19 protein-coding genes and 1 tRNA gene are annotated in these 18,479 nt (G+C 68.3%); 16 read left to right on the top strand and 4 right to left on the bottom strand.

Annotation, left to right across the window (positions count from 1 at the left end):
• Positions 1-125: 125 nt before the first annotated feature.
• The 14 genes from AC0CH3_RS12150 to AC0CH3_RS12085 all read left to right on the top strand — a co-directional run bounded on the left by AC0CH3_RS12150 (position 126) and on the right by AC0CH3_RS12085 (position 14,298).
• Entirely contained in the window at positions 126-1,784 is a 1,659-nt protein-coding gene (locus tag AC0CH3_RS12150; RefSeq protein WP_333994808.1) for an MFS transporter, read from the top strand.
• On the top strand, positions 1,781-2,989 hold the full coding sequence (locus AC0CH3_RS12145) for an HlyD family secretion protein (protein ID WP_354303970.1): 1,209 nt from the start codon (positions 1,781-1,783) through the stop codon (positions 2,987-2,989). Before AC0CH3_RS12150 ends, AC0CH3_RS12145 begins: the two co-directional genes overlap by 4 nt.
• Before the next feature lie 272 nt (positions 2,990-3,261).
• Positions 3,262-4,674 carry an efflux transporter outer membrane subunit gene (locus tag AC0CH3_RS12140; protein WP_354304109.1) on the top strand — a complete coding sequence of 471 codons (1,413 nt, stop codon included), beginning with the start codon at positions 3,262-3,264 and terminating at the stop codon, positions 4,672-4,674.
• Between the two features lie 90 nt (positions 4,675-4,764).
• Positions 4,765-5,550: a phosphocholine cytidylyltransferase family protein gene (locus tag AC0CH3_RS12135; protein WP_354303968.1), complete on the top strand. Its 786-nt coding sequence runs from the start codon at positions 4,765-4,767 to the stop codon at positions 5,548-5,550.
• Positions 5,547-6,656, top strand: coding sequence for a hypothetical protein (locus AC0CH3_RS12130; protein WP_354303966.1), 1,110 nt, complete (start codon positions 5,547-5,549; stop codon positions 6,654-6,656). The genes AC0CH3_RS12135 and AC0CH3_RS12130 overlap by 4 nt, the downstream gene beginning before the upstream one ends.
• A gap of 85 nt (positions 6,657-6,741) precedes the next feature.
• The gene (locus AC0CH3_RS12125; RefSeq protein WP_465237939.1) at positions 6,742-7,863 is read left to right on the top strand and encodes a CDP-alcohol phosphatidyltransferase family protein; all 1,122 of its coding nucleotides are present in this window, start codon (positions 6,742-6,744) and stop codon (positions 7,861-7,863) included.
• An 82-nt stretch (positions 7,864-7,945) separates the two neighbouring features.
• Positions 7,946-9,280, top strand: a complete 1,335-nt coding sequence (locus AC0CH3_RS12120) for a lipopolysaccharide biosynthesis protein (RefSeq protein ID WP_354303962.1) — start codon at positions 7,946-7,948, stop codon at positions 9,278-9,280.
• A 116-nt stretch (positions 9,281-9,396) separates the two neighbouring features.
• On the top strand, positions 9,397-9,861 hold the full coding sequence (locus AC0CH3_RS12115; RefSeq protein ID WP_354303960.1) for a DUF2141 domain-containing protein: 465 nt from the start codon (positions 9,397-9,399) through the stop codon (positions 9,859-9,861).
• A gap of 89 nt (positions 9,862-9,950) precedes the next feature.
• A complete protein-coding gene (locus AC0CH3_RS12110; protein ID WP_354303958.1) occupies positions 9,951-10,988 on the top strand; it encodes a diacylglycerol/lipid kinase family protein in 1,038 nt (345 codons plus the stop codon).
• Positions 10,985-11,887, top strand: coding sequence for a hypothetical protein (locus tag AC0CH3_RS12105; protein WP_354303956.1), 903 nt, complete (start codon positions 10,985-10,987; stop codon positions 11,885-11,887). Before AC0CH3_RS12110 ends, AC0CH3_RS12105 begins: the two co-directional genes overlap by 4 nt.
• Entirely contained in the window at positions 11,884-12,681 is a 798-nt protein-coding gene (locus AC0CH3_RS12100) for an NTP transferase domain-containing protein (protein WP_333994821.1), read from the top strand. Before AC0CH3_RS12105 ends, AC0CH3_RS12100 begins: the two co-directional genes overlap by 4 nt.
• 74 nt (positions 12,682-12,755) lie before the next feature.
• Positions 12,756-13,484, top strand: coding sequence for a 4-hydroxy-tetrahydrodipicolinate reductase (gene dapB, locus AC0CH3_RS12095; protein WP_333994822.1), 729 nt, complete (start codon positions 12,756-12,758; stop codon positions 13,482-13,484).
• A 2-nt stretch (positions 13,485-13,486) separates the two neighbouring features.
• A complete protein-coding gene (nth, locus tag AC0CH3_RS12090) occupies positions 13,487-14,152 on the top strand; it encodes an endonuclease III (protein WP_354303953.1) in 666 nt (221 codons plus the stop codon).
• Between the two features lie 69 nt (positions 14,153-14,221).
• Positions 14,222-14,298: transfer RNA gene (locus AC0CH3_RS12085), tRNA-Arg, on the top strand.
• A 49-nt stretch (positions 14,299-14,347) separates the two neighbouring features.
• On the opposite strand, the gene AC0CH3_RS12080 is transcribed toward AC0CH3_RS12085, so the two are convergent.
• Together AC0CH3_RS12080 and AC0CH3_RS12075 are read right to left on the bottom strand one after the other, a co-directional pair.
• Complete coding sequence (locus AC0CH3_RS12080) at positions 14,348-15,472, bottom strand: phage major capsid protein, P2 family (RefSeq protein ID WP_354303951.1); 1,125 nt, start codon at positions 15,470-15,472, stop codon at positions 14,348-14,350.
• 56 nt (positions 15,473-15,528) lie between these two features.
• Positions 15,529-16,338, bottom strand: a complete 810-nt coding sequence (locus AC0CH3_RS12075; RefSeq protein WP_354303949.1) for a GPO family capsid scaffolding protein — start codon at positions 16,336-16,338, stop codon at positions 15,529-15,531.
• A 279-nt stretch (positions 16,339-16,617) separates the two neighbouring features.
• Here AC0CH3_RS12075 and AC0CH3_RS12070 point away from each other — a divergent pair, with 279 nt between their 5' ends.
• Complete coding sequence (locus tag AC0CH3_RS12070) at positions 16,618-17,055, top strand: hypothetical protein (protein ID WP_354303947.1); 438 nt, start codon at positions 16,618-16,620, stop codon at positions 17,053-17,055.
• 23 nt (positions 17,056-17,078) lie between these two features.
• Here the strand turns inward: AC0CH3_RS12070 and AC0CH3_RS12065 are convergent, their stop codons facing one another.
• On the bottom strand, positions 17,079-17,537 hold the full coding sequence (locus AC0CH3_RS12065) for a hypothetical protein (protein WP_465237938.1): 459 nt from the start codon (positions 17,535-17,537) through the stop codon (positions 17,079-17,081).
• A gap of 127 nt (positions 17,538-17,664) precedes the next feature.
• Between AC0CH3_RS12065 and AC0CH3_RS12060 the strand changes: the two genes are divergently transcribed.
• Complete coding sequence (locus AC0CH3_RS12060; RefSeq protein ID WP_354303943.1) at positions 17,665-17,955, top strand: hypothetical protein; 291 nt, start codon at positions 17,665-17,667, stop codon at positions 17,953-17,955.
• A 129-nt stretch (positions 17,956-18,084) separates the two neighbouring features.
• Here AC0CH3_RS12060 and AC0CH3_RS12055 read toward each other — a convergent pair whose 3' ends face one another.
• Complete coding sequence (locus AC0CH3_RS12055) at positions 18,085-18,435, bottom strand: HEAT repeat domain-containing protein (RefSeq protein ID WP_465237937.1); 351 nt, start codon at positions 18,433-18,435, stop codon at positions 18,085-18,087.
• Positions 18,436-18,479 lie beyond the last annotated feature (44 nt).

Genomic DNA, 18,479 nt, shown 5'->3' with positions numbered 1-18,479 from the left:
CGAGCTACCGCCATGGCCCCCACCCCGGCGAAGGCCGGGGTGGTGCTGTTTGCTCGGAAATCGCTCGCCCTTCACCCGCGTTCCCGGATGACGTCCTGCCCCGATCATGTCAGAAGACGGCCACCATGATAGCCCGCAGAATCAGACGCTTCCTGAGCGAGGAAGACTGGACGTTCGCGCCGCACGAGCTGCCCGTGCTGCCCGGGTCGCCGGGGTCGCCCGCGCATCCGCGGCACCGCCAGATCGCCTATGCGCTGATCGGCATCCTGCTCGGGCTGACGGTGGGGTTCGGCAACGCGCTGATCAGCGCCAACACCTATACGCTGCAGGGTGCGCTCGGGCTCGATCCGGCGGAGATCGCGTGGCTGCCGACGGTCTATGTGATGACCAACGTCAGCATCAACCTGCTGATGATCAAGTTCCGTGCGCAGTTCGGGCTGAGGCCGTTCGCGCTGATCTTCCTCACGCTCTACGTGCTCGTGACGCTGGCGCATCTGTTCGTCCACGGCTTTGCCACCGCGATCGCGGTGCGCGCGATCAGCGGGATGGCGGGCGCGGCGCTGAGCAGCCTGTGCCTTTATTACGTGATGCAGGCGCTGCCCGCGAAATGGCGGCTGAAGGCGGTGGTGCTGGGGATCGGCATCCCGCAATGCGCGACGCCGCTCGCGCGGCTGTTCTCGCCCGACCTGTTGGCGATGTCGCAGTGGCGGACGCTGTATCTGTTCGAGCTCGGGCTGGCGCTGCTGTCGCTCGCCGCGGTCGCCGCGCTCCGCCTGCCGCCGACGACGCGGAGCAAGGCGTTCGAGCCGCTCGACTTTCTCACCTTCGTGCTGTTCGCTAGCTCGACCGCGCTGTTCGCCGCGGTGCTCGGGCTCGGGCGGATCGTGTGGTGGACCAACGCGCCGTGGATCGGCTGGGCGCTGATCGCCGCGATCCCGTTGTTCCTCGCGGCGATCGCAATCGAGCACCACCGCGTCAACCCGCTGCTCAACACGCGCTGGCTGGGCAGCGCGGACATCGTCCGGTTCACCGTCGTGATCGTGATGGCGCGCATCGTGCTGTCCGAACAGACCTATGCCTCGGTCGGGCTGCTGACACTGCTCGGCCAGAACAACGACCAGCTGGTGCCGTTCTTCCTGATCATCTTCATCGCCTCCGTGGCAGGGGTGATCGCCAGCGCGGTCACGCTCGACGTCGAACGGCTCGGCCATCCGATCATGCTCGCGATCGGGCTGGTCGCGGTCGCCGCGTGGTTCGATTCCTACGCGACCAGCCTGACGCGCGCGCCGCAGATGTACGTGACGCAGGCGATCATCGGGTTCAGCGCGACCTATTTCCTCGGCCCCGCGCTGCTGTTCGGGATGACGCGTGCGCTCAAACAGGGCGCGGGCCACATCATCAGCTTCATCGCGCTGTTCGGGATCATCAATTCGCTCGGCGGGCTCGGCGGCACCGCGCTGCTCGGCAGCTATCAGGTGATTCGCGAGAAGGCGAACAGCGCCGCGCTCGTCCAGCAGATCTCGCCGACCGACCCGATCGTCGCGCAGCGGATCGCCGCGGGCGGCGCCGCGGTCAGCCGCGTGATCGTCGATCCGACGCTGCGCACCGCGGAAGGTACTGCAATTCTGTCCCAAACCACGACGCGCGAAGCAAACGTACTTGCGTATGACGACGTCTTCCGGTTGATCGCGGTGCTTGCCGCCGGGACATTCGGGTACCTCCTGTTCCTGCTCGTGCGGCGTGGACGACGCGAACGACGGGCGCGGCGTGAGGGAACGACATGAGCGATGCGCGCAGCCCGGTCGCGGAAGGACCGGCAACCGAAGAGAAACAGGCGGAAATGGACGCCGCGGCGGCCCAACCGGCGGCGCCAGCGCCCTCCCCAACCCCCACCCCCGCGGCGGCAAGCCCCGCGGTGCCGGTGGGATCGGGCTGGCGTCCGCAGCCCCCCAGCGCGAAGGTGATCATCGTGATCGTCGTGCTGGCGATCGCGGGGATTTGCGCGGTCCTCGCGGCGTGGCGGCTGCCGCCGTTCGCGACGAGCTATCAATCGACCGACAACGCCTATGTCCGCGGACGGACGACGGTGATCAGCCCGCAGGTGAGCGGCTATGTGACGCAGGTGCTCGTGCGCGATTTCGCCGACGTGAAGCAGGGCGACCCGCTGGTGAAGATCGACGACCGCATCTATCGCCAGCGGATCGACCAGGCGCAGGCGCAGGTCGATGCGCAGGCGGCGACGCTGTCGAACAGCCTCCAGACCGCGCGCAGCCGGCAGGCGAGCCTCGCCGCGCAGGACGCCGCGGTCGCCAACGCCGCCGCGCAGCTGATGCGCGCCGAGGCGGACATGGCGCGCGTCAACGACCTCGTGGTCGACGGATCGGTCTCGTTACGCGAGCGCGACCAGACGCTGGCGGCGCTGCGCCAGGCGCAGGCGCAGGTCCAGCAGGCCAAGGCCGCGCGCGAGATCGCCCGGCAGGACATCCGCACCGTCCAGGTCGGACGCGGCGGCCAGCAGGCCGGCGTGTCGGGCGCGGAAGCGGCGCGACAGCTTGCGCGGATCGACCTTGCCAACACGGTCATCCGCGCCCCCGAGACGGGGCGGTTGAGCGAAGTCGGCGTGCGGCTCGGCCAATATGTGACCGCGGGGTCGCAGCTGATGTTCCTCGTGCCGCCGGAAACCTGGGTGATCGCCAATTTCAAGGAGGCGCAGACCGCGCGGATGGCGGTCGGCCAGCCCGCGTCGTTCACCGTCGACGGGCTCGCGAACGAACGGCTGACCGGGCATGTCGAACAGATCTCGCCCGCCGCGGGCTCCGAATTCGCGGTGCTCAAGGCGGACAATGCCACGGGCAACTTCACCAAGGTCCCGCAGCGGATCGCGGTTCGGATCCGCGTCGATCCGGGCCAGCCGCTGAGCGCGCGGTTGCGGCCGGGAATGTCGGTGCAGGCGCGCGTCGACACCGCGGGCGGACCGGGGCCGCGGTGATGCGGTCCAGACCCAGTGCCCCCCCCGCCCCCTGTTCTCCCGCGAAGGCGGGAGCCCAGACTGGGTCCCCGCCTTCGCGGGGAAACATTTTGGCAGGGGGCGCTGTGGAAACCCACGCCCCCACCCCGGCGGAGGCCGGGGCCCAGTTGGGGGACGGCGATAACGAAGCGCTGTCTGCGGTTACTGCGACCTTCCCAGCTGGGCCCCGGCCTTCGCCGGGGTGGTGGCTAACAGTACGGGTGCGGCGCGCCGTGCCGGGGTGGTGGCACGAGATGCAGGCGTGGCGCAGGACAGGGGCGTGGCGGGCCGCCACCGCCCTCCCCCTCGCGCTGCTCGCTACCGCGTGCATTGGCCCCCGCCCCGAGGCGCCTGCGACGACCGCGGTCGTCCCGCCCCCCGCGTGGCGGACCGCGCTCGGCGCGGGCGAACCGATCCGCGCGGACTGGTGGAGCGCGTTCGGCGATCCGGCGCTGTCGAGCCTGGTCGCGCGCGCGCTCGCCAACAGCCCCGATCTCGGCGCCGCCGCGGCACGGATCGACGAGGCGCGCGCCGCCGCGCGGCTCGCGCGCGCGCAGCAGACGCCGCTGGTCAGCGGATCGGCCCCCAGCACCACCGGGCAGACGGTCAGCCCGTTCGGGTTGCCGTCCGACGCGATCGGCGCGCAGCCCTCGGTCAGCATCAGCTATGATCTCGACCTGTTCGGCCGGCTTCGCCAGGCAAGCCGCGCCGCGCAGGCGCAGCTGCTCGCGACCGAGGCGGCGCGTGACACGGTCAGGCTCGGTCTCGCGAGCAGCGTGGCGAGCGGCTACATCACGCTGCGCGCGCTCGACCAGCGACTCGCGGTCGCGCGCCAGACACTCGCCGCGCGCGCCGAAGGGCTGCGGATCGCGCGCCGCCGCGCCGAGTCGGGCTATACCTCCAATCTCGAACTGCGGCAGGCGGAGGCGGAATATCACGCCACCGAACAGCTGGTCCCCGCCGCGGAGCTCGCGATCAGCCGGCAGGAAAACGTGCTGAGCCTGCTGGTCGGCGACGTCCCCGGCGCGATCCCGCGCGGCGTCACGCTCGACCAGCTTGCCGCCCCGGCGATCCCCGACGGCCTCCCCGCCGACCTGCTCCGCCGCCGCCCCGATCTCTACCAGGCCGAACAGACTTTGGTGGCGACCGACCGCTCGCTCGACAGCGCGCGTGCGGCGATGTTGCCCAATCTCGCGCTGACCGGCTCGGCGGGCGTCGTCCTGTCGAGCGCACTGGCCAATCCGATCGCGGTCTTCTCGATTGGTGCGAGCGTGCTCAGCCCGATCCTCGACGGCGGGCGGCTGGGGGCGCAGGCGGATGCCGCGACCGCGCGGCGCGACCAGGCTGCGTTCGCCTATCGTCGCACCGCGCTGCAGGCGTTCCGCGAGGTCGACGACAGCCTCGCGGGTGTCCGCCGTTCGGGCGAGCAGGCCACAGCGTTCGCGGGGCAGCGCGATGCGCTCGCGGGGGCGCTGCGCAACGCGTCGAACCGCTATCGTGCGGGCTATTCCGCCTATATTGACCAGCTCGACGCGCAGCGCGGGTTGCTGACCGCCGAATTGTCGCTGGTGCAGGCGCGCGCCGACCGGCTGACGGCGTATGTGACGCTGTACCAGGCGATGGGCGGCGGCTGGTCGCGCGCGGAGGCCGACCGCGTTCGACGCTGAACCGGCCCCGCGCGCGCGGGCAAGAAACTCGCGCCGGGTGGCACGGCGCATGCATTTTCCTGCCACACTTCGTGCGTAGAGCCATGCCCCATGAAGGCGATCATCCTTGCTGCCGGCCACGGATCACGGCTCCTGCCGCTGACGCTCACGACGCCCAAATGCCTCGTCGAGGTCGGGGGGCGCGCGATCCTCGATCATCAGCTCGACGCGGTCTCGGCGGCGGGGTTCGATGGCGCGGTGATCGTCGGCGGCTACCGGATCGACCAGATCGACGCGCATCTCGCCGGGCGTGACGGCGGGCTGCCGACCACGCTCGTCTTCAACCCGTTCTGGTCGGTCGCGAACTCGATCGGCAGCGTGTGGGCGGCGTCTGCGCACCTCGATACGCCGTTCGCGCTCATGAACGGCGATACGCTGTTCGACGCGGCGATCCTGCGCGGCGCACGGGCGCGATCCGCCGCCGGCGTGACGCTGGTCGTCGAACCGCTCGAGGAGCCCGGGCTCGACGACATGCTCGTCGAGGCGGATGGCGAGCGCGTGATCGCGGTCGGCAAGCATCTGGTCGGGCACCAGGCGACCGACCGGTCGCTCGGGTTGATCCTGTCGGCGGGCGGCACCGCCTATGCCGAGGCGCTGCGCGCGGTGATCGGCGAGCCCGACGGGCTGCACGCCTATCACCACGCGGTCGTCCGCCGCGTCGCCGAACGCAGCGGCGTCCGCGCGCTGCGCATCGCGCCCGACCTGCGCTGGCAGGAGATCGACCGGCCCGAGGACATCGCGCAGTGGCAGCGCGAGCATGCGGCCCCGACTCCGGCCCCAAATCAAGCTGCAACCACGCCCCGCGACCGGTCCGCGGCGATCGACGCGTCGGCATGAACCGCAAGGTCGCGTTCCTGTTCCTCGGCGAGACGCTGCTGATCCCGCATCTCTATCCGATCGTCGAGGCGCTCGCCGCGGCCGAGCCAGACCTGCCGATCGAGCTTTGGGTCAGCACGTCGATGCACGAGGCGTTGCTCGGGGGGTGGAGCGAAATGCTGCCAGGTGTCCGCATCCGCCGCGCACCTGGGTTCCGGACGCTCGCGGGCTATGACGACGGGCGCAACCCGCCGATCCCGGCCAAGCTGCCGACGCTGCTGCGGCTGCTCCCCCATCTGCTGCGGACGCCGGTCGTCGTGTGCGCCGAACAGACGAGCCTGTGGCTGCCCGCGATGGTCCCGCTGCGGACGCGGTTCGTCGACACGTTCCACGGCGCGGGGTCGATGATGGCGCGCGGGCACTGGCGACGGCGTGCCGGCTGGCGCACGCTGGTCGCAGCCGAGCGCGATCGCCAGGCGCTGATCGCGGGCGGCGATGCGCCCGAACGCGTCGTCACCACGGGCTATGTCAAGGCCGCCTTCCGCCAGCGCACCCCTGCGGCGCGGCTGTTCGCGGACACGAAGCCGGTGATCCTCTACACCCCGCACTGGCAGGCGCATCGCTCGTCCTGGTGGACCTGGGGCCCGGCGGTGGTCGAGCGGATCCGTGCCGATGGCCGCTACAACCTGATCTTCGCGCCGCACCAGCGCCTCGTCGAGCGCGCGCCCGAGCTGCGCGCGTTCGTGGCGGGGCTCGGCGGCGCGGCGGGTGTCCATGCCGACCTTGACAGCTTTGCGATGGTCGATGGCAGCTATACCGCCGCCGCCGACCTGTATCTCGGCGACACGTCGAGCCAGGTGGTCGAATATATGATGCGCCCGCGTCCCTGCGTGTTCCTCAACGCGCTGGGCGCGTCGTGGCGGTCGGACGCGTCCTACGCGATGTGGGAGGCGGGCGACGTGGTCGAGTCGCTCGACGCACTGATCCCCGCGATCGACCGCGCGCCGATACGCCACGACGACTATGCGGCGTTCCAGCGCGCGTTCGTGCAGACCGCGCTTGGCGACGTGTCGGGTCTGGCGCCGGCGCGCGCGGCGGCCATCGTCCTCGAGGCGCTTCGCCGCTGACCGCGGTCCGGGGGCCGGACGCGACCGGCGGCGCCGCGCGCGCCGGGGGTCTCGCAATCCGCGCACAATCGGCTATCGGCAGCGCATGCAAGACACGCCAGCACTGACGCCCGTCGGCAGCAACCCGACCCTGTTATGGGGGATGACCAATGTCGAGCGGCTGCGCCGGATCGCGCGCGCGCAGGGGTTTGCCGATCACGCCGCCGCGGATCAGGACAGCCCCGCGATCCTCGCAAACATGGCGTTCGCGTTCGATCCGGTCTGGACCGCGCACCTCAAGACACGCCCCGGGACGGTCGTCACCCGCGCCGGCGTTCCCGTGCTCGCTTATGTCCGCGACCGCGCCGAGCGCGCGCAGGTCGAGGCGGCGATGCGCGACGCGGTGCCGCTGCAGCGCACGGGGATGCTAAGCGTGGTCGCGGCCGAAGCGGACGAGGGCATCCTCAACGAGGCGCTGCGCAAGCGCGAGAAGCCGTTCGCCGAACGGCTGACTCCCGAAGCGGTGCCCGCGATCGAGCGTGCGAGCTATGTCGGCGCGTACAAGGGCGTCACCGACCTGCTGACCAAATATCTGTGGCCCGAATGGGCGCTGGCGATCACGCGGGTCTGCGCGCGCGCCGGGATCACGCCGAACCAGGTCACCGCGATGGGATCATTGCTGTGCATCGTCGCGACGGTCGCGTTCTGGTATGGCTGGTTCTGGACGGGGCTCGCCACGGGCCTCGTCTTCATGGTGCTCGACACCGTCGACGGGAAGCTCGCGCGGTGCACGATCACCGCGTCGAAGCTCGGCAATGCGTGGGACCACGGCGTTGACCTCGTCCATCCGCCCTTCTGGTGGTGGGCCTGGGCGGCGGGCTGCGCGCCCTATGGCCGCGCGCTCGACGACCGGACCTTCTGGATCGTGATCGGCACGATGCTGTTCGGCTATGTCGCGCAGCGGCTGATCGAAGGCGCGTTCATCGTCCGCTTCGGGATGCACATCCATGTCTGGGAACGCTTCGACAGCTGGTTCCGGCTGATCACCGCGCGGCGCAACCCCAACATGGTCATCCTGTTCGCCGGGCTTGTCGTGACGCGGCCCGACTGGGGGATCATCGGCGTCGCTGGCTGGACCGCGATCTCGCTGGTCGTCCATCTCGTCCGGCTGTTCCAGGCGATGGCACGGCGCGCCAGCGGCGCGACGATCACGAGCTGGCTCGCCTGACGCGGCAGGCGGCCGGGTTGCCGCCTGTCCCGCAACACCGGCTTGCCGCCCCGCGCCGCGCGCTTTAGGGGCCGGAACGCGCATGACACAGGACACCGCACCCTCCCCGGCGCCCGCGGACATCCGCGGGATGCTCCGTTCCGCGGCGCGCAACCTGGGCTGGTTGCTGGCCAGTCGCAGCGTGCTGGCGATCCTGTCGCTCTTCTATCTCGGCTTTGCCACGCGTACGCTCGGCGTCGTCGATTTCGGCCGGTTCGCGCTGATCACCGGTGCGGTGCAGGCGCTGACGACCTTTGTCGGGTTTCAGACATGGCAGATCATCGTTCAGTACGGCGTCCACGCCGCGCATGAAGGCGACACGCCGCGGCTCGCCCGGCTGTTCCGCCTGGCGGCACGGCTCGATCTGTCGAGCGCGATCGTCGGGGCGCTGCTGACGATCGGCATCCTCCAGATCTGGGCCGACGCGTTCAGCATCCCGCGCGACCTGATGCACTACACGCTGGTGTTCGCGGTGATCCAGCTGGTGACGATCCGCTCGACGCCGCTCGGCATCCTCCGGTTGCGCGACAAATTCTCGCTGTCCGCGCTCGCCGACAGCATGACGCCGGTGATGCGATTCGTCGGCGCGGGTGCGGCGATGCTGTTCGACCCGACGATTCGCGGCTTCATGACCGCATGGGCGGTGGCGGAAATCGTCACCGCCGCGACCTACTGGATCATGGTCTGGCGCAGCGGCGACTTCGCGCTGCTCATGCAGGGGCGAAGCCGGTGGAAGACGCTGATCGCCGAGAATCCCGGCGTCGTCCGGTTCGCGCTGAGCACCAACGCCAGCGCGACGCTCGGGCTGTCGAGCAAGCAGATCCCGCTGCTGCTCGTCGGCGCATCGATCGGCCCCGCCGCCGCGGGCGCATTCCGGCTTGCCGCCCAAGTCGCGCAGGCGCTCGCGAAACTGTCGCAGCTGCTCTCGCGCGCGGCGTTTCCCGAAATCGTCCGCGCGGTGCGCACCGCCGCGCCCGAACGGCTCCGGCGCATCCTCATCAAGACGATGCTCGCCAGCAGCGCGGCGGCGCTGGCGATCCTCGCGGTGGTCGCGCTGATCGGCGAACCGATGCTCAAGCTGGTCGGCGGCAAGTCGTTCGGCACCGCCTATCCGGTGCTGCTGTGGCTCGCCGCGGCGGGATGCTTCGATCTCGCGACGGTCAGCCTCGACACGGTGATGACCGCGGTCAACCGCGCGGGGACAGTGTTCGCGATCCGCGTCGTCGCGGTCGTCCTGCTGTTCATCGCGGCATTCGTGCTGATGCCGGTCTATGGATCGACCGGAGTCGCGATGGGGGTGATGATCGGATCGATCGCGGTCGCCATCCTGCTCGGCATCGCCGCCGCCCGCTTCACGCGGCCACGCGCGCGCGACTGACCCTGCTGCCTACGACGGGCGACGGGCGACGGATCAGCAGGGTCGATAAAGCCCGTGTTCACACACTGCCCGGCATTGGCCACCAAATTGCCTTTATACACTTCCAGGGTCGAACGATGACGAAACTGCCCCTCATGGTCGGTCTGACCGCGGCTGCGCTGGCGGCGTCGGCCCCCGTTGCCGCCGCCGAGACCTGCGTCGGCAAACCCGGTCCCGGTCTTGCGAAGATGACGCTCGAGGCGACGACGCTGCACAATGCCGCGGGCGAGGTCGCGTTCACGGTCTATCCGGACGAGAAGTCGCGATTCCTCGCCAAGGGGGGCAAGCTGGTGCGCGCGCGCGTTCCCGCCAATCAGCCGCGCGCCTGTTTCTGGCTCAAGCCCGGCTATTACGCGATCGCGCAATATCACGACGAGAATGCCGACCATAATTTCAACCGCACGCTGTTCCTGCCCAAGGAAGGCTTCGGTTTTTCGAACGATGCGCCGACCTCGGTCGGGCTGCCGTCCTTTGCCTCGGCGCGCGTCCAGCTCCCCTCAGCCGGGACGACGCTGCGCATGACGATGCGGTATCGCCGCTGAACGGGTGGTGCAGCACCGGCGCCACCCGGCACTGGTCCGCCCCGACATAAAAGTGTAGCGATTATCCGCTGCGACAGGTAGCCAACAGTGTGAACGACGCCGTTTCCAGTTTTCAAGCCTTTGATGGCGTGCCGTTCACCCCGGTACGTCGCGACGCGACGTCCGATCTGGCCGCGCGCACCGCGGCGTCGGAAATCCGCACGGGGATCATCTGCAATCCCAAGAGCCATCGCAACCGCAGCAGCGTCGAGGCGACGCGGCCGTTCGTGTCGGGCACGGTGCTGGCGGTCACGCCGCGCACGCAGGCCGAACTCGCCGAGGTGCTGGGCGACTTTGCGCGCCACGGCATCGAACTGCTCGTGATCGATGGCGGCGACGGGACGATCCGCGACGTCCTCACCGCCGCGGCGACGGTCTGGACGGGGACTCAGCCACGCGTCGCGATCGTCCCCTCGGGCAAGACCAACGCGCTCGCGCTCGACCTCGGCATCCCCGACGACTGGACGCTCGACAAGGCGCTCGCGGCAGCGCGGGTCGGCCATGTCGTGGTCCGCCGTCCGGTCGAGGTCGAGCACCGCGACACCGGCAGCACGCGGCGCGGGTTCCTGTTCGGCGCGGGCGCATTCGTCGAGGCGACCGGGCTTGCCCAGCGCGCGCACCGTGCCGGCGCCTTCAAGGGATTTGCGGTCGGCGTCGCGCTTAGCTGGGCGATCGTCCAGACGCTGTTCGGGCGATCCTCGGGGACGTGGCGCGTCGGCAACCGGATGCACGTCCGCTACGACGCGAGCGCACGCGCGGGCGACCTGACCGATACCGACACCAACCGCTATATCCTGCTCGCGTCGACGCTGACGCGGATGCCGCTCGGCGTGCAGCCGTTCGGTCCGGCACGCGACGGGCTGAAGACGCTTCTGGTCGACGCACCGCCACGCTGGCTCGCCGCCGCCGCGCCGCTGATCGTGGCCGGGTCGCCCGCCAAATGGCTCGATCGCGCGGGCTATCACCGGATCGACCCGGATTCGCTCGACGTGACGATGGACGCGGGCTTCATCCTCGACGGCGAGGTGTATCCCGGTGGCGCGCTGACGATCCGCCAGGCGGCGCCGATCAGCTTCGTCGTGCCGTGACCGATCTCGCCGACGTCGTCCGGTGCCAGCTCGCGGCGCCGACGATCGATGCCGTCCGCACCATCGCCGCGCGGCTGGCGCAGACGCCCGACACGCTCGCGATCCTGTTTTACGGCTCGAACCTGCGGACCGGATCGACCGAGGGCGTGCTCGACTTCTACGTCCTGACTGCAGGACCGCGCGAGCGCGGGATCTGGCCGACGGTCAGCTACCGCGAATTCGACCCGGACGATGCGCCGACCGGTGAGCGGCTACGCGCGAAGATCGCGACGATGCGGCTTTCGACCTTCGCCGACGCGGCGGCCGCAGCGACGCTGGACACGACGATCTGGACCCGGTTCGTACAGCCATCCGCGCTGGTCTGGTCGCGCGATCCGGCCGCACACGACAAGGTCGCCGATGCGATCGCCGCCGCGGCGCGGTCCGCCGCGCGCTTCGCCGCCGCGCTGGGCCCGGAGGCGGCGCCTCCGCGCGACTATTGGCGTGCGCTGTTCCGCCAGACCTATGCCGCCGAATTCCGCGTCGAGGCACGCGGGCGCGAGGATCAGATCCTCGCGCATGATCCCGATCGCTATCACCAGCTGCTGCCGCTCGCCTGGCAGGCGGACGGGATCGCGTTCGTGCAGGACGGCGAACGCCTGCGCCCAGCGCTGCCCCCTGTTCAGCGACGTGCGCTGCTGCGCGCGTGGGGCGTGCGGCGCCGCGCGGGCAAGCCGATCAACATCGCGCGGCTGATCCGTGCGGCGTTCACCTTCGAGGGCGCCGCACGTTATGGCGCGTGGAAGATCGAGCGGCACACGAACGTGCCCGTGACGCTGTCGCCCTGGGCGGAGCGTCATCCGATCCTCGCCGCGCCGGGCGTGCTCTGGCGCGTGTGGCGGGCACGGCCCGCGCGATGAGCACCCCGCCTGCCGCCCAGCCTGCTACAGCGTTCAGCGCGCTGATCCTCGCCGGATCGCGCGGCGGCGCCGATCCGGTCGCGGACTATGCCGGGGTCGCGCACAAGGCGCTGATCGAGCTCGACGGCCGGACGCTGCTCGCGCGCGTCGCCGATGCGGTGCGCGCGGCGGGTGCGACTCAGATCGCGGTCTCCGCCTCCGACGACGTGGTGCGCGATCACGCACGCGCGCTCGGCCTCATCGTGCTCGATGCCGCAGCGGGCCCCAGTCTCAGCGTCGCGCGCGGGATCGAGGCGCTGGGTACGCCGCTGCTCGTCACGACCGCCGATCATGCGCTGCTGCGCGCCGAATGGGTCACGCGGTTCCGCACCGACGTGCCACCGGGTGCCGACGTCGCGGTGCTGCTCGCCCGCCGTGACGTGGTCGAGGCCGCGGCACCGGGTACGCGTCGCACCTATCTGACCTTTGCCGATGGCGGCTGGTCGGGGTGCAACCTGTTCCAGTTCGCCACGCCGCGCGCGATCGCCGCGGTCGAACTGTGGCGGCGGGTCGAGGCCGATCGCAAGCGTCCCTGGCGGATCGTCCGGCGGCTCGGGATCGGGCTGCTGATCCGCTATGCGCTGGGCAGGCTGACGCTCGGCGAGGCGATCGCGCATCTCGGGCGCAAGGCCGGGCTCGATGCCGCCGCGATCCCCTGCCCCTACGGATTGGCCGCGGTCGATGTCGACAAGCCCGCCGACCTCGATCTGGTCCGCGCGATCGTCGCGGATCCGCGTTACCGCTCCCGGAATTGAAATCCGGCCTATTCGCGCCCCCCCGCTTCGTGCCAAAGCGCGCGGATGCATAATCCTACACTCCGCACCCCCGCATGACCGCAATCGGCATCTATGGCAGCGCCGGCCGGATGGGCCGTGCGATCACCGACGCGATCGAGGCGGCGGGCGCGACGCTCGCCGGCGGCGTCGATGCAGGCGACGATCCCGCGCCGCTCGCCGCCGCCGCCGACGTCCTCGTCGACTTCTCCACCCCCTCGGCGGTCGAGGCGCACCTCGCCGCCGCGCGCGCGGCCGGCACGGGTATCGTCATCGGCACGACCGGCCTGTCGCCGCAGCACCAGTCGATGATCGACGCTGCCGCCGCGGACATCGCGATCCTGCAGACCGGCAACACCTCGCTCGGCGTCACGCTGCTCGGCATATTGGTGCGCGAGGCCGCAGCGCGGCTCGGTGCGGACTGGGACGTCGAGATCGTCGAGATGCATCACCGCCACAAGGTCGATGCGCCGTCGGGCACCGCGCTGCTGCTCGGCGATGCCGCGGCAAAGGGACGCGGCTCGTCGCTCGCGGAACTGCGCGTCGACAGCCGTGCGGGCCTCGTCGGCGCGCGGACAGAGGGCACGATCGGCTTTGCCTCGCTGCGCGGCGGATCGGTGATCGGCGACCATAGCGTCGTCTTCGCGGGCGAGGGCGAGCGGATCGAGCTCAACCACCGCGGCGACGACCGCAGCATCTTCGCACGCGGCGCGGTCCGCGCGGCGCTGTGGCTCGCCGACCAGCCCGCCGGGCGCTATCGGATGGGCGACGTGCTGGGTCTCTGACGATGAAGAAGGCCGATGTCGTCGACTTCTATGCGCGGCTCGCGGAGGCCGATCCGCATCCCGAGACCGAGCTCGAATTCGTCAATCCGTTCACGCTGGTCGTCGCGGTCGCGCTGTCGGCGCAATCGACCGATATCGGCGTGAACAAGGCGACCCGCGCGCTGTTCCGCGAGGTCGACACCCCCGAGAAGATGATCGCGCTCGGGCTCGACGGGCTCAAGCCGTTCATCCGGACGATCGGGCTGTACAACACCAAGGCCCAGAACGTCATCGCGCTGTCGCAGATGCTCGTCGACGACTATGACGGCGTGGTTCCCGACGACCGCGCCGCGCTCGAGCGCCTGCCGGGCGTCGGTCGCAAGACCGCCAACGTCGTGCTCAACGTCGCGTTCGGCGCGGAGACGTTCGCGGTCGACACGCATATCTTCCGCGTCGGCAACCGCACCGGCCTTGCGCGCGGCAAGACCCCGCTGGCGGTCGAGCTCAAGCTCGACAAGGCGACGCCGCAGCCGTTCCGCCTGCACGCGCATCACTGGCTGATCCTCCACGGCCGCTATGTCTGCAAGGCGCGCACCCCCGAATGCTGGCGCTGCATCGTCGCGGACCTGTGCGCGTACAAACCCAAGACCCCCGAGCCCGCACGCAAGCCCGCTGCACCGGGTCGCTGACGCCAACACGCGTCGCCCACCGAAAAGGTCTGGCGCACCCCGATCCGCTTTGCTAGGCGAGCGCTTCAGGCACCCGTAGCTCAGCTGGATAGAGCGCTGCCCTCCGAAGGCAGAGGCCACTGGTTCGAATCCAGTCGGGTGCACCAAACTTCACTTATTTTTCCCTGATTTCAATGCCTTAGCGGCATCTTTGGCTTACCTTTCCGCAAGGTTAGCCAAAAGCTTGTCCGCGGCGGTGTACCGCGCGACCTCGCTGTCGGTCGTGTGACCGGTCCACGCCTTGATCTCCTGATTCGAGCAGCCGGCCTCGGCGCAGCGCCGCGCGGCGGCCGTGCGTAGTTTTTCGATCTGGTCGCGCTTGGCGTTGTCCTCGATCTTGCGCCGCTCGGTGCCGATCTGTTCGTAGACCGACAGGTTGGCGAGCGTGGTAATGAGGATGGCGTTCTTCGGGAATTTCGGCACGCGCACCGCAGTGAGCCCGCCAATCTTCTTGTCGGAGAGCAGCACGTCGCGCGCGAGCTGTTCGGTCGCGCGGTCGCCCGATGCGTTGACGATCGAGAAATACTTGTCGTTGACCAGCTCGCGCCCGACGATCGCGACAAGATCGGCATCCTCGCGGTAATTCTCGTGCAGCAGCTCGATGCCGGCGAACACCAGCGCATCGATGTTGACGTAGTCGACCTCGGTGCCGACCTCGCCGGCGCCCACATAGATCGCGCCGGCCGCGGTCACGACACCGACGGCGTCGCGGGTTTCCGCCTTCAGCTCGCCGCCCGCGGCGTGGCGCTCGGGCGCATCCTCGCGGATGTGCTGGAGCCAGCCCTTGTTGACGTCCTGAAGCAGCGGATAGGCGACCGGATCGGTGTCCTTGGCCACGAACAGGCCGTTGAAGCCGATCGTGATGATGTCGACCGCCTTGGCGCTGACGATCGCGTCGCGCAGCAGCGCCTGGAAATTGGGCTGATGCGCCCAGGCGTCGAGCGTCTCGTAGCGGATGAGCGTGTCGAAGTCGGTCTTCTCGCAGCGGTAGCGCGTCTCGTCGAGGTCGCCGGGATAACGCGGGCTGCGGTCCTTGGTGCGCGTGTCGGTGCGGCTGGCGATCGTGCCCTTCACGCCGACGCCGACCTTGTCGCCCTCCTGCGCCACCACCGGGATGATGTTGATCTTCGACAGGAAGTCGCTCGATCCCTTCAGCTTGGCGCGCAGCGTCTGCGCGATGGCCGGCAGCACCTCGAACGCTCGGCTGGGGTCGGCGACATTGTTCAGCTTGCCGATCTGCTGGGTATAGGCGTCGTACTTGGTGCGGGTGGCGTTGAGCATCGGGGCGGTTCCTGTGAAGGCGGTCTGACGGGGCGGTCGGTGTCGGGCGCGGCGGATCAGCAGTCGGTGACGGCGTCGTCCCCTGCCCCCGATGCCGGCGCGCGCGAGAAGCCGGGCTGCTCCGTGGCGGCCAGCTGCGTCTTCAGCGTTGCGAGCTCGCGCTGCAGCGAGGCATGCGCGTCCGTGACCGGCTTCAACGCCGCGGTGAGCGAGCCACTGAACGCGGTCCGCATGTCGGTGGCGAAGGTCGCCGGATCGAAATTATCGTTGGCGGGCGCCGGCGTGGCGGGCTCGGCGGGTTTGAATTTGGCGGCGACGGCCGAGAACAGGCGGTCGACGATGCTGTCGACCTTCTCCTGTTCGGCCTGCTTCGCCTCGAATTCGATCGCGACGGCGTCGGATCCCGAGGCGAACACGGTGCCGGGCGCGCGGTGCGAGAATTGCAGGCGCTCGGTGCCGATCGACGCAGGCGTGTCGGTAAAGGCCAGGCCGATGATGCCGAACTTGCCGCTGCCGGCATAATTGGGGGTGAGTTCTACCGAGGGGAACGGCTTCTGGTCGGCCCTGGCGAGCGCGACCAGCTGGTCGTTGCCTTCGACAATCGCGTACAGAGCGCGGCGCTTCTCACTCTTGCCGGCGATGACGATGTCGTCGGTCTTAGCTTCGAGCGAGACGACGTCGCCATAGCCGTTGAAGGGCGGCTCCGGGCTGTAGCCGGAGACATGCTCGAGGTTGATCCGCGGGGAATAGGTCGCGGGTGCGAAGGTCGCGACGCATTCGTCGATCATCTCGGGCGTGACCTTGCGGCCATCGCTGATGGTCTCGCCTTCGACGAAGGCGCGGAACGGCTTGCTCTTGGTGCCCATGGCGGCTGATCCTCGGTTCGATGGCGGCGCGCCGGGCGCCGTTTGTTGGATCGAACAGGGACGAAGATAGCCGCAGACTCAAGCAGCCGGTCTTGTAGAATGGCTTTCTACAAGAGACGGGAGCGACGTTAGCCGTCAATCACACGGTGGTTGTGCATCGGAGATAGCAACACTTGCTGGGGGATTTTGATTGTCGCAGCAGGAATGTCCGAAAGTGGTGGCAAGCGGACATTCCAATTCTTATGGAACACCGCTGGCCGATTGTGGCATAATGCAGGCGTGACGCCCGATCATCCTCGTCCCGAACCGCTGCAAAGCATATACAATGACCTCTGCCGTTGCTGGGCGATGGACGCCATCAGTCGCGAGCTAGCGTTAGAGTTGATGTTTTTAGCTTGGTGGCACTGGGCCGAACCGGACATCCTTACTGGCCTGTCAGACGACCCGGAAGCAATGCCACTCTGGCGAATGCTCTTTGAGGACTTCGGTGGCGAAAACTCTGATGATCCAGAGTTTCTCTTTGTCGCCGGCATTATGCTCAACGTCACCCCATGGGCTTTTCTCGGCGATGAGGATACGAATGACAAGCTGGCTATGCGGATGCAGGCGCGGTCTGCGAAGATACGACCGCAAGGCTTTGAACCCGGATACTTCGATGAGGATCGTGAGTACGGCGAGTATTTTGCCCACCATAGCCGTATGGCGAATGTCCGCTAATGGGCGAGAGCAGACGTTACCCGTCAGCGAGCAGCAGCAGGTGATGGCTCGTGCCCAGCGACAAATCGCCAGACCTTCCGGCGATCCGATCTGAGAACGTGATCCTCATATTGGGAGTTCGAGCCGTCGTTCCAAAGGTCGTATACCGTCGGTCCGCCGACAAGTAGCATACGCCTTCGCTCGCCCGCACGATCAAGCCGCAAGCTGCAACTGTCACGCTCTCCCACTTCAAACAGCGTTTGTTCAGGACCCTTGAGGATACGGACGGCGCGAACTACCGCATTCTGTTTGCCTTCAAGGAAAGGCTGCACAACCTCACCATCAATGATGACTGTCGAGTTGTTGACCGCATCCTTCGCCATCTTCCGGAACTCGGGCGCGCCCCATTCGCGCGGGATCATGACCGTGCAGGCGGATGCACACTCAACGTTGCACAGGACAGCTAAGAAAGCCGCGATGGTTTGGAGTCCGATCCTGCCCATGAACCTATTAAGCACGGGATCGTCGATGACCGCAATTGGGCGGTTGCGGCTGTACGAAGGTCAGCCGCGCGCGACGTCGGATCGTGTGGATTGCAGACGTTGTGGTCCACGCCTACGCTCTGTCACCATGGCACTTGCCCGCAAGATCATCCTGCATAGTCAAATCGAGGACGAGGGCCGATTGGCCGGGTTTGTCGAAGAGTGCCTTGCTGATGGTGTATCGTTGCTTGCCATCTTCGGTCCCGGCTCCGAGGAACTGGAAGAAACGATCGACTGGCTTGTAGTTGGGGACGCCAGCGATCCGAGCCGCTTTCTCTGCACAACGTCGCACCCCAAGGAGCCGTTCGAAACGGTATTGAATATGGCGCGGACTTGGGAGTTCGAACGCGGCGACTCGGTGCAGGAAGTCCGCCTGTAAGGAATGTCCGCATTTGGGCGTTTCCAGCCGGACCGCTTTTGAGGCCTGCGTATCCGCCAAGGAATTTCGCGACGTGGTGGATAGCGGACCGGCGGCTTACGGGCGTTAGCCCGTATAACCGGCTATGAATCATGCACGATATTTGGCCACATGCCAGCGTTGGAGCCGTTGAAGCGCTCCTAGCAACTCCATCGTCGCGACTTGTTCTTTCTCATCAAAGCCCAGCAGTCTGACGGCCGCATCACGTGCGAAAAAGTCGTTTGGATCATCATGCAGAAGAAACTTCAAGTATCTTACCGCACGGCTGTCGCGCCGTCGCCCCAAACCGATAATGCCTTCGTAGCGCACTTCATGATCGTCATCTGAGAGCGCGGCGGCAAGGGCGGCACGTATCTCATAAGTGTCGCTGTCTCGCTGCTGTCCGACGCCAAACGTTGCCCAGTTACGAACATTTGCATCACGATCGGTCATCAGCTTCAAAAGGACACTTTCGGCCTCGCGGGTACGGGCTTGCCACCGAAGGC

The organism is Sphingomonas sp. AC449 (assembly GCF_979253475.1).
The sequence above is the reverse complement of the archived record's forward strand: the minus strand, read 5'-3'. Positions and strand labels throughout refer to the sequence as shown.